12 protein-coding genes are annotated in these 13335 nt (G+C 72.4%); 5 read left to right on the forward strand and 7 right to left on the reverse strand.

All coding sequences use genetic code 11. The annotated features are described in order from the left end of the window. Nucleotides 1-87: 87 nt before the first annotated feature. The 4 genes from NOO62_RS04450 to NOO62_RS04465 all read right to left on the reverse strand — a co-directional run bounded on the left by NOO62_RS04450 (nucleotide 88) and on the right by NOO62_RS04465 (nucleotide 4074). Nucleotides 88-1188: an acyl-CoA dehydrogenase family protein gene (locus NOO62_RS04450; protein ID WP_268769579.1), complete on the reverse strand. Its 1101-nt coding sequence runs from the start codon at nucleotides 1186-1188 to the stop codon at nucleotides 88-90. Then, on the reverse strand, nucleotides 1185-2372 hold the full coding sequence (locus tag NOO62_RS04455; RefSeq protein WP_268769580.1) for an acyl-CoA dehydrogenase family protein: 1188 nt from the start codon (nucleotides 2370-2372) through the stop codon (nucleotides 1185-1187). Before NOO62_RS04455 ends, NOO62_RS04450 begins: the two co-directional genes overlap by 4 nt. Then, the gene (locus NOO62_RS04460) at nucleotides 2369-3337 is read right to left on the reverse strand and encodes an NADPH:quinone oxidoreductase family protein (protein WP_268769581.1); all 969 of its coding nucleotides are present in this window, start codon (nucleotides 3335-3337) and stop codon (nucleotides 2369-2371) included. Before NOO62_RS04460 ends, NOO62_RS04455 begins: the two co-directional genes overlap by 4 nt. A gap of 98 nt (nucleotides 3338-3435) precedes the next feature. Further along, a complete protein-coding gene (locus NOO62_RS04465; protein ID WP_268769582.1) occupies nucleotides 3436-4074 on the reverse strand; it encodes a helix-turn-helix domain-containing protein in 639 nt (212 codons plus the stop codon). An 89-nt stretch (nucleotides 4075-4163) separates the two neighbouring features. Here NOO62_RS04465 and NOO62_RS04470 point away from each other — a divergent pair, with 89 nt between their 5' ends. Beyond that, the gene (locus NOO62_RS04470) at nucleotides 4164-5219 is read left to right on the forward strand and encodes an NAD(P)/FAD-dependent oxidoreductase (protein ID WP_268769583.1); all 1056 of its coding nucleotides are present in this window, start codon (nucleotides 4164-4166) and stop codon (nucleotides 5217-5219) included. Nucleotides 5220-5283: 64 nt separating this feature from the next. Here NOO62_RS04470 and NOO62_RS04475 read toward each other — a convergent pair whose 3' ends face one another. Continuing rightward, nucleotides 5284-5808: a GNAT family N-acetyltransferase gene (locus tag NOO62_RS04475; protein ID WP_268769584.1), complete on the reverse strand. Its 525-nt coding sequence runs from the start codon at nucleotides 5806-5808 to the stop codon at nucleotides 5284-5286. A 202-nt stretch (nucleotides 5809-6010) separates the two neighbouring features. Continuing rightward, on the reverse strand, nucleotides 6011-6919 hold the full coding sequence (locus NOO62_RS04480; protein ID WP_268775468.1) for a GlxA family transcriptional regulator: 909 nt from the start codon (nucleotides 6917-6919) through the stop codon (nucleotides 6011-6013). 181 nt (nucleotides 6920-7100) lie between these two features. On the opposite strand from NOO62_RS04480, the gene NOO62_RS04485 reads away from it, so the two are divergent. From NOO62_RS04485 to NOO62_RS04500, 4 genes are all read left to right on the forward strand, one after another. Next, the gene (locus NOO62_RS04485; protein WP_268769585.1) at nucleotides 7101-7694 is read left to right on the forward strand and encodes an MBL fold metallo-hydrolase; all 594 of its coding nucleotides are present in this window, start codon (nucleotides 7101-7103) and stop codon (nucleotides 7692-7694) included. Nucleotides 7695-7963: 269 nt separating this feature from the next. Then, nucleotides 7964-9430: an aldehyde dehydrogenase family protein gene (locus tag NOO62_RS04490; protein WP_268769586.1), complete on the forward strand. Its 1467-nt coding sequence runs from the start codon at nucleotides 7964-7966 to the stop codon at nucleotides 9428-9430. 54 nt (nucleotides 9431-9484) lie between these two features. After that, nucleotides 9485-11053 (forward strand): GMC family oxidoreductase, encoded by a 1569-nt coding sequence (locus NOO62_RS04495; protein WP_268769587.1) that lies wholly within the window; start codon nucleotides 9485-9487, stop codon nucleotides 11051-11053. Then, on the forward strand, nucleotides 11050-12531 hold the full coding sequence (locus NOO62_RS04500) for an APC family permease (RefSeq protein WP_268769588.1): 1482 nt from the start codon (nucleotides 11050-11052) through the stop codon (nucleotides 12529-12531). Before NOO62_RS04495 ends, NOO62_RS04500 begins: the two co-directional genes overlap by 4 nt. A gap of 23 nt (nucleotides 12532-12554) precedes the next feature. Here the strand turns inward: NOO62_RS04500 and NOO62_RS04505 are convergent, their stop codons facing one another. Next, nucleotides 12555-13322 (reverse strand): NAD(P)-binding domain-containing protein, encoded by a 768-nt coding sequence (locus NOO62_RS04505; RefSeq protein WP_268769589.1) that lies wholly within the window; start codon nucleotides 13320-13322, stop codon nucleotides 12555-12557. Nucleotides 13323-13335: the final 13 nt, after the last annotated feature.

Here is a 13335-nt window from a genome sequence, read left to right on the forward strand (position 1 = left end):
CGCAATTATGCCTTACGTAATGACGGCGTAAAACGCGCAGCCCGCACCTGGTAGGTGCGGGCTGCATGAACTTCGGGGGACGGGGCCTCAGGGCGCCTGGAGGTCGACCAGGCGCGCGAGCGCCTCGCGGTGACCACCTACCGTGCCGTAGGCGACCGAGTCCGCCTTGGCGCGCTTCAGATACAGGTGGACGGGGTGCTCCCAGGTCATGCCGATGCCGCCGTGCAGTTGCAGCGCCTCCTCGGCGGCGTGCACCGCCACGGGGGCCGCGTAGGCCTGGGCGAGGGCGGCCGCCACATCGGCGTCGGCGCTGTCCGTGGCGAGCGCGTCGGCGGCGTTGCGCGCCGCGGCGCGGGTGTTCACGACCTCCAGCCACAGCTCGGCGAGCCGGTGCTTGAGAGCCTGGAAGGAGCCCACGGGCCGGTTGAACTGGTGCCGCTCCTTCGTGTACCCGACGGTCTCCGTCAGGCACCATTCGGCGACCCCGAGCTGTTCCGATGCCAGCAGCGCGGCACCGGCCCGCAGGCCGCGCCGTACCGCCGCGTCGGCGTCCGGGGTGAGCTCGCGCGCCGCGGCCGCGTCGAAGGTCACGGTGGCGAGCGGCCGGGTCAGGTCGAGGGAGGTGCGCGGAGTGACGGTGACGCCGTCCTGCGCCGTGTGGACCGCGTAGAGCGCGCCGTCGGCGGGGACGAGCAGCACGTCGGCGCCTGCCGCGTCCGCGATACCGGTCAACTCACCGCGCAGGGCGCCCGCTTCATGGCGTACGCCCTGGAAGGGAGCTCCGGGGGCGGTCGCGAAGCCCACCGCGAGCGCGCCCACGGTCCGCCCGGCGGCGAGCGCGCTCAGCAACTCGGTGGCCTCGCTTCCCCCGCAGGCCAGCAGCGTCTCCGTGGCGACGACGGCACTGGTGAGGTAGGGCACGGGTGCGACCGCGCGGCCCAACTCCTCCAGGACGACGGCCGCTTCGCGGTGCGTGGCGCCCTGGCCGCCCAGGTCCTCGGGGACGAGGAGCCCGGCGAGGCCCATGCCGTCGGTGAGCGCCTTCCACAGTTCCCGGTCGTGCGGTCCGTCGGCGGCCGGGGATTCGGCGCGGGCGAGGACGGTGGCGGCGTCGCACCGGTCGGCGAGCAGGCCCCGCACGGCCGAGCGCAGCGCCTCTTCCTCTTCGGAGTACAGCAGGTCGCTCATCGCGCGAGGTCCTTCCAGGCGACGTCCTTGTCGGTGCGCGGCTCGGCGGGCAGGCCGAGGACGCGCTCGGCGACGATGTTCAGCAGGACCTCGCTGGTCCCGCCCTCGATGCTGTTGCCCTTGGACCGCAGATAGCGGTAGCCCGCGTCGCGGCCCGTGAAGTCGACCAGTTCGGGCCTGCGCATCGTCCAGTCGTCGTACAGCAGGCCCTCCTCGCCGAGGAGTTCCACTTCCAGGCCGCTGATCTCCTGGTTGAGGCGGGCGAAGCCGAGCTTCATGCCGGAGCCCTCGGGTCCCGGCTGTCCCGCGACGAGCTGCTGGCGCAGGCGCTCGCCGGTGAGCCTGGCGACCTCCGCGTCCACCCAGAGCTTCAGGAGCCGCTGGTGGAGGTCGTGGGTGCGCAGGTCGGGGCGGTCGCGCCAGGCCTTGGCGACGGGGCCGATCATGCCGCCCTCGCGCGGGATGCGCATGCCGCCGATGGAGACGCGCTCGTTCATGAGGGTGGTCTGGGCGACCTTCCAGCCGTCGCCGACCTCGCCGAGCCGGTGGGCGTCGGGGATGCGCACGTCGGTGAGGAACACCTCGTTGAACTCGGCCTCGCCGGTGATCTGGCGCAGTGGCCGCACCTCGACGCCGGGGTCGGTCATGTCGCACACGAAGTACGTGATGCCGCGGTGCTTGGGCAGGTCGGGGTCGGTGCGGGCGATGAGGATGGCCCAGCGCGCGGTGTGGGCGCTGGACGTCCACACCTTCTGGCCGTTCACCACCCAGTCGCCGCTCTCGCCGTCGCGGACGGCGCGCGTGCCGAGGGCCGCGAGGTCGGAGCCCGCGCCGGGCTCGCTGAAGAGCTGGCACCACACCTCGTCGCCGGTCCACAGCGGGCGCAGGAAGCGCTGCTTCTGCTCCTCGGTGCCGAAGCCGAGGACGGTCGGCGCCGCCATGCCGAGGCCGATGCCGATGCGGCGCGGGTCGTTGTCGGGTGCGCCCGCGGCCTCCAGTTCGGCGTCCACGACGGCCTGGAGGGAGCGCGGCGCGCCGAGGCCGCCGAGGCCCTCGGGGTAGTGCACCCAGGCGAGTCCGGCGTCGAAGCGGGCCTTCAGGAAGTCGGCGCGGTCCGTCGTGGCGGGCGGGTGCGCTGCGAGCAACGCGCGGGTACGGGTACGCAGTTCACCGGCGTCGGTCATGCGGCACCTCCGTGCGGCAGGACGACCACGCGGCCCGTGGTGACGCCGTCGGCGACGCGCTGCACGGCGGAGGCGCCGTCGGCCATCGGCACGCGCTCGCTCACCAGCGGCTTGATGGCGCCCTTGGCGGCGAGCTCGGTGAGCTCCTCGTGGCAGCGCAGGATGGAGCGCGGGTCCTTGGTCTTGTAGAGGCCCCAGTGCAGGCCCACGATCGAGTAGTTCTTCACGAGGGCGTGGTTGAGCGCGGGCGTGGGGATGGCACCGCTCGCGAACCCGATGACGATGATCCGCCCCTCGAAGGCCACGCACTTCGCGGACTTCGTGTAGGCGTCACCGCCCACGGGGTCGTAGATCACGTCGGCGCCGCGTCCGCCGGTCGCTTCCTTGACGGCGCCGATCACGTCGTCCGAGCGCCGGTCGAGGACGAGGTCGCAGCCGAGCTCCTGCGCCACCCGCACCTTCTCCTGGCCGCCGACGACGCCGATGACCTTGGCGCCCGCCGCCTTGCCGAGCTGCACCGCGGCGCTGCCCACGCCACCGGCGGCCGCGTGCACGAGGAGCGTCTCGCCCTCCTGGAGGTGCGCGCGGCGGTGCAGGGCGAACCACCCCGTCTGGTAGCCGATGTGGAGCGCGGCGGCCTCCGCGTCGTCGAGCGCGTCGGGGGCGGGCAGCAGCCCGGCGGCGTCCGCGACGGCGTACTCGGCGAGACCTCCGTACGGCAGCACGGAGTTGGCGATCACGCGCCGCCCGTCCTCCGTCTCACCGCAGATCTCCACGCCGGGCGTGAACGGCAGCGGCGGCCTGACCTGGTACTGCCCCCGGCAGAGCAGCGCGTCCGGAAAGTTGATGTTCGCGGCGCGGACCTTCAGCAGCACCTGCCCCTCTTCGAGCGCGGGGCGTTCCACCTCGGCGAGGCGCATCACCTCGCCCGGCTCGCCGTTCTCGTGCACTTGCCATGCCTGCATGCGGGGCCTCCACGGGGCTGTCGTAGACCGTGCTCGTCCGCATACTAAGCGGTCGCTTGCCCTCAAGGGAACAGCCCTGGACACCCTCCGTGCCCCTGTCAGTCCGCCTCACCCTTGCGGGTGGGCCGGGCCCGCACGTGCATGCGCTCCCCCTGCGGCCCGAAGAGGCTGATGAACTCCGCGCCGCCCTCGCTCGTCGCCCCGAACCAGTGCGGCACCCGGGTGTCGAACTCGGCGGCCTCCCCCGGCCCGAGCACCACGTCGTGGTCGCCGAGGATCAGGCGCAGCCTGCCGGAGAGGACGTACAGCCACTCGTACCCCTCGTGCGTCTGCGGGTCCGGCGCGGGCGACGTACGCGCGGGCTCGACCACCTTGTACGCCTGGAGGCCACCGGGCTGGCGGGTCAGCGGCAGCATGGTGCGCCCGTGCCGGACGATCGGCTTGGCCCGCACGCGCGGGTCGCCGACCGGCGGGGCGCCGACCAGCTCGTCCAGAGGGACCTGGTGGGCGCGGGCGATCGGCAGGAGCAGTTCGAGGCTGGGCTTGCGGTGCCCGGACTCCAGGCGGGACAGGGTGCTGACGGAGATGCCGGTGGCCGCGGAGAGACCGGCGAGGGTGGCACCGCGCTCCCTGCGGATGCGGCGGAGCCGGGGACCGACCTCGGTGAGGACCTGATCCATGGCCTCGGGTTCCGCGGCCTCGCCTTCCGGGCCGTGGCCCGCGTGCTTTTCGCTCATGCCGCCATCATGCCAGTTGTTGCGGAATCGGCAAGGTCGCTTGTCGATACCGCACCACCGGGGGCATGGTGCGAGTGGAGGTGGTCGCGATGACCGAGAACGCACACGACAGGCGGAACGAGATGGGAAACGGGCAGGCGTACGACGTGGTGGTGGTCGGCGGAGGGGCGGCTGGGCTGAGCGCGGCGCTCGTGCTGGGCCGCTCCCGCCGACGGGTCCTCGTCGTCGACGCGGGCGAGCCGCGCAACGCACCCGCCGCACATATGCAGGGCTACCTGTCACGGGACGGGATGCCGCCCGCCGAGTTCCTCGCCGAGGGGCGGCGGGAGCTGGAGCGGTACGGCGCGGAGGTCGTGCGCGACCGCGTGTCGGCCGTGCGGCCGGACGGCACCGGGGAGTTCGCGGTCGCGCTGGCGGACGGCGGGGAGGTGCACGCGCGCAGGGTCGTGATGGCGACGGGCCTGGTGGACGAGCTGCCCGACGTACCGGACGTCGCCGAGCGCTGGGGCCGCGACGTGCTGCACTGCCCGTACTGCCATGGCTGGGAGGTGCGGGACGAACCCTTCGGCGTCCTCGCTTCGGAGCCCTTCAACAGCCACCAGGCGCTGCTCGTCACCCAGTGGTCCAAGGACGTGACCCTGTTCCTGCACACCGTGCGTGACATGCCGGACGAGGAGTGGGAGCGCCTGGCCGCCGCCGGGGTCCAGGTCGTGGAGGGCGAGGTCGCGGGGCTGGCGGTCGAGGACGACCGGCTGACGGGCGTACGGCTCGCCGACGGCCGGGTCTTCCCCCGCTCGGTGCTGTTCGTCGCGGCGAGGCCGGTGGCCCGCGGCGGCCTCCTGACCGGCCTCGGCGCCGAGCACAAGGACACCCCTTTCGGCCCGTACCCCCTGGTGGACGAGACCGGCCGCACCAGCGTTCCCGGCGTCTGGGCGGTGGGCAACGCCGCGGGCCCCATGGAGCAGGTGATCAACGCGGCGAGTGCGGGCTACCGTGCCGGTTCGACCGTCAACGCGGACCTCGTCATGACGGACCTCGACGCGGAGGTGGCACGTCGCCGGGCGGGAGTCTTCTCGCCTCGCGCGGAGGCGGAGGTGGCGCGTGTGGCGGCCGGGGCACGCACCCACGAACTCCCCACGGGCTAGGACACGATCGGCCCGGACCGGGACAACCGGACCGGGACAACCGGCCCCGGACAACCGGCCCGGCTTACAGCGATCCCGTGTTCAGCAGGATCCACCGGTCGTCCGGCGCGTCCGCGTCCACGGAGGCGGGGACCGGGCGCGACTCCTCGCGCCAGTCGGAACCCACCGCGTCCGTGGCGACCCCGCGCCAGAACCGGGCGGCCCCCGCGTTGGCGGGCTGGAACGCGATCGCCCAGGAACCCGGCCGGGAGCGCAGCAGCTGGAGGGCGGCCTGCCGGCCGACACCGCGCCTGCGCAGCGCCCGTACGACGAAGAACGCGGAGATCGAGGTCGCGCCCTCGGCCATCGGGCGGGTCAGCACGAAGCCCGCGGGCACGGAACCGTACTGGATGAGCAGGGCCGACCGCCCCGGCTCGTCGAAGAACACCGGCAGCTTGCTGAACTCGTACGCCCCGTCGGGCTCGGGGAGGTACCCGATGAACTCCGACATGTCGTGCCGGTAGAGCTGGGCCAATCGCTCGACCACGGGCCGGAGTTCGGCACCGGCCGGGCGGAGAACGGTTCGTACGGGCTCGTCTGCGCAGGTCATCCGGGGATTTTCGCACCGCACGCGAACTGCGTGTCCGTCAGAGCCTGTGTCATAACCCCGGTCGGATCAGTGGGCGTCGTCTGGTGCGTGCGATCGCAAGGCGCCGGAGCGTCCTCGTAGCGGAGCTACGAGGGCGTTTCGGCAACGCGGCGAGCGTGCGTGCCAGGCGGCGACCACCCGGCCGGGGTTATGACACAGGCTCTCAGGGCGCGTTCGTGAAGGAGCGGCGGTACGAGCGCGGCGGCACACCCCGGCGGCGTACGAACTGTTCGCGCAGCACGGCCGCGCTTCCGTAGCCCACGCGGCGGGCGATCTCCTCGACCGGCAGGTCCGTGGTCTCCAGGAGTTCCTCCGCGCTGCTCAGGCGCAGGCTCCGCAGCCAGGCGTGCGGCGTGGTGCCGGTCGCCGCGGTGAAGCGGCGGGCGAAGGAGCGTTTGCTCATGACGGCGCGCCGGGCCAGTTCCGCGACGGGCAGCGGCTCGTGGAGGTTCTCCCTGGCCCAGGCGAGCACGCCGGACAGCCGGTCGTCGTGGCCGTCGTCGGGGACGGGAGCGGCCAGGTACTGCGCCTGGCCTCCGTCGCGGTGCGAGGGCAGGACGACGTCACGGGCGACGGCGTTGGCCATCGCGGCCCCGTGCTCCCGGCGCAGCAGATGCAGGCAGAGGTCGAAGCCCGCGGCGGCGCCCGCGCCGGTGATGACGCGTCCTTCGTCGATGTAGAGGGCGTCGGGTTCGACGGTGACGTCCGGGTGGCGCTGTGCGAGCAGGTCGGCGAACCGCCAGTGGGTGGTGGCCCGTCGGCCGTCGAGCAGCCCCGCGGCGGCGAGGGCGAAGGCGCCCACACAGTGGGCGGCGACGAGTGCGCCGCGCTCGTGTGCCGCCGCGAGGGCGTCGAGCACGGCGGGTGCGGGAGGCGTACGGAAGTCGGCCCAGGGCAGGGCGATCACGAGGTCGGCGGCGGCAAGCCGGTCCAGGCCGTGCTCGATGGTGAGCGGCACGCCGACGTCGGTGGGGACCGGGCCCGGCCGGTCGGTGCAGAGGGCGAGGTCGAAGCCGGGTACCGCCTCGCCGTGCGGTGCGAACACCTCGGTGACGATGCCGACGGCGAGCATGCCGACGCCGGGCGGGGTGTAGGCGGCGACGGTCCTGAAGGGCGCCGAGGAGGGCGGCGGCGAGATGGGTTCGGGCAGCGGGGTGGGCACGCACGCAGTCTGGCACGGCTGGCAGCAATCCTGCGATCAACGGCAGACGTGCCACTCGTGACCGGCTCCCCCACCCGCAAAGATCAGAGCCATGACAGACGCACCGCTCGGCCGCAGCGCCGCATACACGATCCTGACCACCGGTTACGTCGGCTCCACCGGCCCCGGAGTCGCCGCCACCGTCTCCTACATATCCGACGGCGACCGCCATGTGATCTTCGACCCGGGCATGGTCCCGAGCCGCGACAGCATCCTCGTCCCGCTCGCCGCGGCGGGGCTCGGCCCCGACGACATCACCGACGTGGTCCTCAGCCACCACCACCCGGACAACACCCTGAACGTGGGCCTGTTCGGCCGGGCCAGAGTCCACGACCACAAGGTGGAGTACCGCGGCGACCAGTGGCGGAACCGGGACGCGGAGGGGTACGAACTCACCCCGTCGCTCCGGCTGATCAGGACCCCGGGCCACAGCACGGAGGACATCACGCTGCTCGCGGGCACGGAGTCGGGCGTGGTCGCCTTCGCCGGTGACCTGTGGTGGCACGCGAACGGCCCGGCGGACGACCCGGTGGCCCCCGACCGCGAGGTGCTGCGCGCCTCCCGGCTGCGCGTGATCGGCGCCGCGGACCTGATCGTCCCCGGCCACGGCGCCCCGTTCCGGCCGGACGTGTCCACGCCGCGCTGAACGGGCCCACCCCGCACCGAACGGTCCCTTCGCGCCGCACGGCAGGCACCAGCCGTCCGACCTACGGCCCCAGGGCCTGTGTCGGAAGTCCCGCCCGCCCCGCGACGCCCGGCACGCGCCCTAGCCCAACCAGGTCACATCTGCGCCCAACCCTCCCCCCGTCGGTGCGTCCCCGCGGCCCGTGCGCGCCGCTCGGACGATGTTGGAGCCGATGTGCGTGCCGGCTCCGACTTCGGCACCGGACAGGGACCAGAGCGAGGGAGCGCACGATGCCGGAACTGTTCGTCGACGGGGAGTGGACGGGGGCCGTCGAAGGGGCGCGGCGGGATGTGGTCAATCCGTTCGACGCGTCCGTGGTGCAGCAGGTCGACGACGCCGGGGAGGCGGACGTCGACCTCGCCGTGCGGGCCGCGCGGCGCGCCTTCGACCGCGGCGACTGGTCGGCGGCGCCCACCCGGGAGCGGGCCGACGTGCTCCTGCGGGTCTCGCGGTTCCTGCTGCGGGACCAGGAGGAGATCGCCCACGTCGAGTCCCTCGACACGGGCAAGACGCTTGCCGAGGCCCGGATCGACGTCGAGGACGTCTCGAACGCGTTCCGCTACTTCGCCGAGATCGCGGACAAGGACGGCGGCCGGGTCGTGGACGTCGGTCCGGACGTGCTCAGCCGGGTCACGTACCACCCCATCGGGGTCTGTGCCCTGATCGCGCCGTGGAACTACCCGCTGTTGCAGGCCTCCTGGAAGGTCGCCCCCGCCCTGGTCGCGGGCAACACCTTCGTCCTCAAGCCCAGTGAGACCACGCCGCTCTCCACCATCCACATGATCAAGCTGATCGCCGAGGCGGGCGCTCCCGCCGGTGTCGCCAACCTGGTGCTCGGCCCGGGCAGCACCGTGGGCGCGGCCATGTCGGCGCACCCCGAGGTGGACCTGGTCTCCTTCACCGGCGGCCTGGCCACCGGGCGCCGGATCATGGAGGCGTGCGCGCCGGGCGTGAAGAACCTCGCCCTGGAGCTCGGCGGCAAGAACCCCAACGTGGTCTTCGCCGACTGCGACTTCGAGGCCGCCGTCGACCACGCGCTGGAAGCATCGTTCCTGCACTCCGGTCAGGTCTGCTCGGCGGGCTCCAGGCTGCTCGTGGAGGACTCCCTGCACGACCGGTTCGTGGAGCGGCTCGCCGCCCGCGCGAAGAACATCCGGCTGGGCAACGGGCTCGATCCGGAGACGGAGAGCGGTCCGCTGAGCTCGGCGGAGCACCGGGCGAAGGTCGAGGGGTATCTGGAGGTCGCCCGCGAAGAGGGCGCCCGCCTGGTGTGCGGCGGGGCCAGGCCCGACGACCCCGAGCTGTCGCGCGGCTTCTTCCTGCTGCCCACGATCTACGCCGACTGCGACCGCTCCATGCGCATCGTGCAGGAGGAGGTCTTCGGCCCGGTCGTCACGGTGGAGCGGTTCCGCTCCGAGGACGAGGCCGTGGAGCTGGCCAACGACACGCACTACGGCCTGGCGGGCGGCATCTGGACGAACGACGCGAGCCGCGCCCAGCGGGTCGCGGCCCGGCTGCGGCACGGCACGGTCTGGATCAACGACTTCCACCCCTACGTCCCGCAGGCGGAGTGGGGCGGCTTCGGCCGGTCCGGTTTCGGCCGGGAGCTCGGTCCGACGGGCCTGCGCGAGTACCAGGAGGCCAAGCACATCTACCAGAACCTCAGGCCGGGCCCCTCCGGCTGGTTCAAGGGCTGACCGGACTCGGCGCTCCACACGGACGAGCTGACGGACGACAGGGAAGGCGGCGGCATGGCCGACGAGACGACGACTTACGACTACCTGATCATCGGCGGCGGTACGGCGGGGTCCGTACTGGCCGCCCGGCTGAGCGAGGACCCGGCGTCCCGGGTCTGTGTGGTGGAGGGCGGCCCGAGCGACGTCGGCGACGACCGCATCCTGAAGCTCCGCAACTGGATCAACCTGCTCGGCGGCGAGTTCGACTACGGCTACACCACCGAGGAGCAGCCGCGCGGCAACTCCCACATCCTGCACTCCCGGGCCCGCGTACTCGGCGGCTGCTCCTCGCACAACACCCTGATCAGTTTCCTGCCGTTCCCGCAGGACCTCGACGAGTGGGTGGCGAGCGGCTGCGAAGGATGGGGCCCCGAGACGATCCTGCCGTACCGGTCGCGGCTCCAGAACACGATCGTGCCCGTCGGCGCCGCCGACCGTAACCCGATCGCCCAGGACTTCGTCACGGCGGCGACCAGCCGGCTCGGCGTCCCGGTCGTCGAGGACTTCAACGCCCGCCCGTTCACCGACGGCGCCGGTTTCTTCTCCGTCGCGTACGACCCGCAGACCAACAACCGCTCCTCCGCGTCGGTCGCGTATCTGCACCCCATCATGGACCGCCCGAACCTGACGCACCGTCTGGAGACGTGGGCGTACCGGCTGCTGCGCGACGAGGAGGGCCGCTTCACCCGCGTGCAGGTCCGCAACCCGGACGGCTCGGTGTCGATCCTGGAGGCGGAGGCCGAGGTCCTGCTCTGTGCCGGTGCCATCGACACGCCCCGGCTCCTGATGCTCTCCGGGATCGGCCCCGCCGACCAGCTGCGCGACCTCGGCATCGAGGTCGAGGCGGATCTGCCGGGGATCGGGGAGAACCTCCTCGACCACCCCGAGTCGGTGATGGTGTGGGAGACGAGCGGACCGCTGCCGCCCAACTCGGCGATGGACTCGGACGCCGGTCTCTTCCTGCGCCGCGACGCGGCGGGCGGCCCGCGCCCCGACCTGATGTTCCACTTCTACCAAGTGCCGTTCACCGTCAACACGGAACGCCTCGGCTATCCCGTTCCCGAGCACGGCGTCTGCATGACGCCGAACGTGCCGCGGGCCCGGTCCGTCGGCCGCATGTGGCTGCGCAGCGCCGACCCGTCCGTCAAACCGGCGCTGGACTTCCGCTACTTCACGGACCCGGAAGGCCACGACGAACGCACGATCGTCGACGGTCTGCGCATCGCGCGCGAGGTCGCCGCCACCGCCCCGCTCAGCGACTGGCTGCTGCGGGAGGTCGCCCCGGGCCCGGACGTGCAGTCGGACGCGGACCTGTCGGAGTACGGGCGACGCGCCGCGCACACCGTCTACCACCCGGCGGGCACCTGCCGGATGGGCGCCGAGGACGATCCGATGGCCGTGGTCGACCCGCAGCTGCGGCTGCGCGGACACGACGGTCTGCGCATCGTGGACGCGTCCATCTTCCCGACCATGCCGTCCATCAACCCGATGGTCACGGTGCTCCTCGCCGCCGAACGCGCCGCGGACCTCATCATGGCGAGGCCCGCACCCGGGGCCGCGGGTTCGGAAGGGGCCCACCAGTGAGCGCTGCGAGTACACCGGACGGCACCGCGAACGCCGACGCGGCTCCCGGCGAGGAGAACTCGGAGTTCCGCAAGGAGATGGGGCCGTGGGCGAACTTCGCCCTCGGCTTCACCTACCTCTCGCCCGTGGTGAGCACGTACACCCTCTTCGGCACGGCTCTCGCCGACGGCGGCCCGCCGATGATCTGGGCGTTCGTCATGGCGGGGTGCGGGCAGTTCCTCGTCGCGCTGGTCTTCGGCGAGGTCGTCGCGCAGTACCCGGTCGCGGGCGGCGTCTATCCGTGGGCGCGGCGGCTGTGGGGCGTGCGCTGGGCGTGGATGACCGGCTGGGTCTACATGTGGGCGCTGCTCGTCACCATCACCAGCGTCGCGTACGGCGCGGGACCCTACATCGCGATCCTGCTCGGCTTCCGGCCCACCGTGCACACCACGGTGCTGTGCACGATCGCGCTGATCGTGATCTCCGTACTCATCAACTACGCCGGTACGAAGGCGCTTTCCCTGGCGGCCCTCATCGGGTTCAGCGCGGAGCTGCTCGGCGCGCTCGTCGTCGGCATCATCCTGCTGACCACGCACCGCTTCCACGGACTCGGCGTCCTCTTCGACGACTACGGCGCGGCCGGTGACAGCTCCTACCTGCCCGTCTTCCTCGGCGCCGCGATCATCGGCTTCTACCAGTACTACGGCTTCGAGGCCTGCGGAGACGTCGCCGAGGAGGTCAAGCACCCCGGCAAGGTCATCCCGAAGGCGATGCGCCGCACCATCTACGTCGGCGGGGCGGCGGCGACGTTCACCTGTCTGACGCTGCTCCTCGCTGTCGTCGACTACCGTGCCGTGATCTCGGGGAAGGACACGGACCCGGTGGTCAGGGTCCTCTTCGACGCCCTCGGCGAGGCGGGCGCGCGTACGGTCATGGCGGTCGTCCTCATCTCCTTCCTGTCCTGCACGATCAGTCTTCAGGCCGCCGCCGGGCGGCTGATCTACTCGTACGCCCGTGACGAGATGATCATCGGCCACCGGCTGCTGCGGAAGTTCTCCTCGGCACGCGCGGTCCCGCCGTACGCGCTGCTCATCGCGGCGGTCGTGCCCGCCCTCATCGCCGTCGGGTCGCTCATCTCCGAGGACGCCCTCACGAAGATCGTGTCCTTCGCGATCCTCGGCATCTACGCGGCCTTCCAGATGGTCGTCCTCGCCGCGCTGCGGGCCCGTCTGAAGGGGTGGAAGCCGAGCGGTGAGTACCGGCTCGGGCGGTGGGGAATGCTGGTCAACTTCGGTGCGCTCGCGTACGGGATCTTCGCCATCGTCAACATCGCCTGGCCCCGCACGCCCGAAGCGCCCTGGTACGACAACTGGATCGTGCTGCTGAGCGGCGGCGTCGTGGTGGCCGCGGGCCTGGTGTACATGTTCACGACGCGCCACTACGGACGCAGCGACGCCCCGTCGGACAACGCGGTGCCCGACGAGCCGGACACCGCGTGACGACGTGAGCGCGTGAGCCGTGGCTATCGGAGGTGGACGAGGAGCGCGTCGAGTGCCTTGGTGAGGGACTCGGCGTTGCCCGCGTCGAACCACGTGGTGCGGATGCGTTCGTTGCTTCCGCCGGGTGTCTCGTGGTCGCCCGCCAGCTGCTCCGGCGAGCGCGTCCCGTCGCCCAGTGCCCGTCCGACGGCCTGGAAGAGGCCGCGGACGTACCGGTCCGCCTCCTCCGCGGGAATGCCCTGCCGGGCGGCCCAGTCGGTGAGGGTCGCCAGGTACGCGTAGTGGGCGCTCAGCGTGCCCGTCAGCGTGGAGAACACGGCGAAGTCCGCCTCGTCCGCGACCGGCAGCGCGCCGCCGAGCGCGTCGAAGACGGCGTCGACGACCGGGTGGGACGGGAAGGTCACGGTCACGGACCGGCGCTCGCGCACGGCGGGCAGCGGGATGGCGCGCACCACGGGGGCGGCGGTGCCGAGCAGATCGCGCACCTCGTCGACGCCGACGCCCGCCATGACGCTGAGCACGACCTTTTCGCCGTCGACCCGGAGTCCTTCGAGGGCGCCGGTACGGTCCTGGGGGCGGACGGCGAGGATCACCAACTCGGCGCGGTCCGCGACCTCCTGGTTGTCCGCGCACACGCGTACGTTCGGATACCGGCGGGACAGCTCGGCGGCCGCACGGGCCCCTCGCGGCGAGAGGTGGATCTCCGGCGGCTCCTGGGCGCCGTCGCACAAGCCGTCCACCATGGCCCGGCCGATCTCGCCCACTCCGATGATCCCGATGCTGTTCACCATGGTTCTCCCCTGT

This window comes from Streptomyces sp. Je 1-369, assembly GCF_026810505.1.
In the GTDB taxonomy this organism is placed as follows: Bacteria; Actinomycetota; Actinomycetes; order Streptomycetales; family Streptomycetaceae; genus Streptomyces.

Coding starts and splice junctions, on each gene's coding strand:
- NOO62_RS04450 (WP_268769579.1), bottom strand. CDS start 1,188: ATGAGCGACCTGCTGTACTCCGAAGAGGAAGAGGCGCTGCGCTCGGCC.
- NOO62_RS04455 (WP_268769580.1), bottom strand. CDS start 2,372: ATGACCGACGCCGGTGAACTGCGTACCCGTACCCGCGCGTTGCTCGCA.
- NOO62_RS04460 (WP_268769581.1), bottom strand. CDS start 3,337: ATGCAGGCATGGCAAGTGCACGAGAACGGCGAGCCGGGCGAGGTGATG.
- NOO62_RS04465 (WP_268769582.1), bottom strand. CDS start 4,074: ATGAGCGAAAAGCACGCGGGCCACGGCCCGGAAGGCGAGGCCGCGGAA.
- NOO62_RS04470 (WP_268769583.1), top strand. CDS start 4,164: ATGACCGAGAACGCACACGACAGGCGGAACGAGATGGGAAACGGGCAG.
- NOO62_RS04475 (WP_268769584.1), bottom strand. CDS start 5,808: ATGACCTGCGCAGACGAGCCCGTACGAACCGTTCTCCGCCCGGCCGGT.
- NOO62_RS04480 (WP_268775468.1), bottom strand. CDS start 6,919: ATGCTCGCCGTCGGCATCGTCACCGAGGTGTTCGCACCGCACGGCGAG.
- NOO62_RS04485 (WP_268769585.1), top strand. CDS start 7,101: ATGACAGACGCACCGCTCGGCCGCAGCGCCGCATACACGATCCTGACC.
- NOO62_RS04490 (WP_268769586.1), top strand. CDS start 7,964: ATGCCGGAACTGTTCGTCGACGGGGAGTGGACGGGGGCCGTCGAAGGG.
- NOO62_RS04495 (WP_268769587.1), top strand. CDS start 9,485: ATGGCCGACGAGACGACGACTTACGACTACCTGATCATCGGCGGCGGT.
- NOO62_RS04505 (WP_268769589.1), bottom strand. CDS start 13,322: ATGGTGAACAGCATCGGGATCATCGGAGTGGGCGAGATCGGCCGGGCC.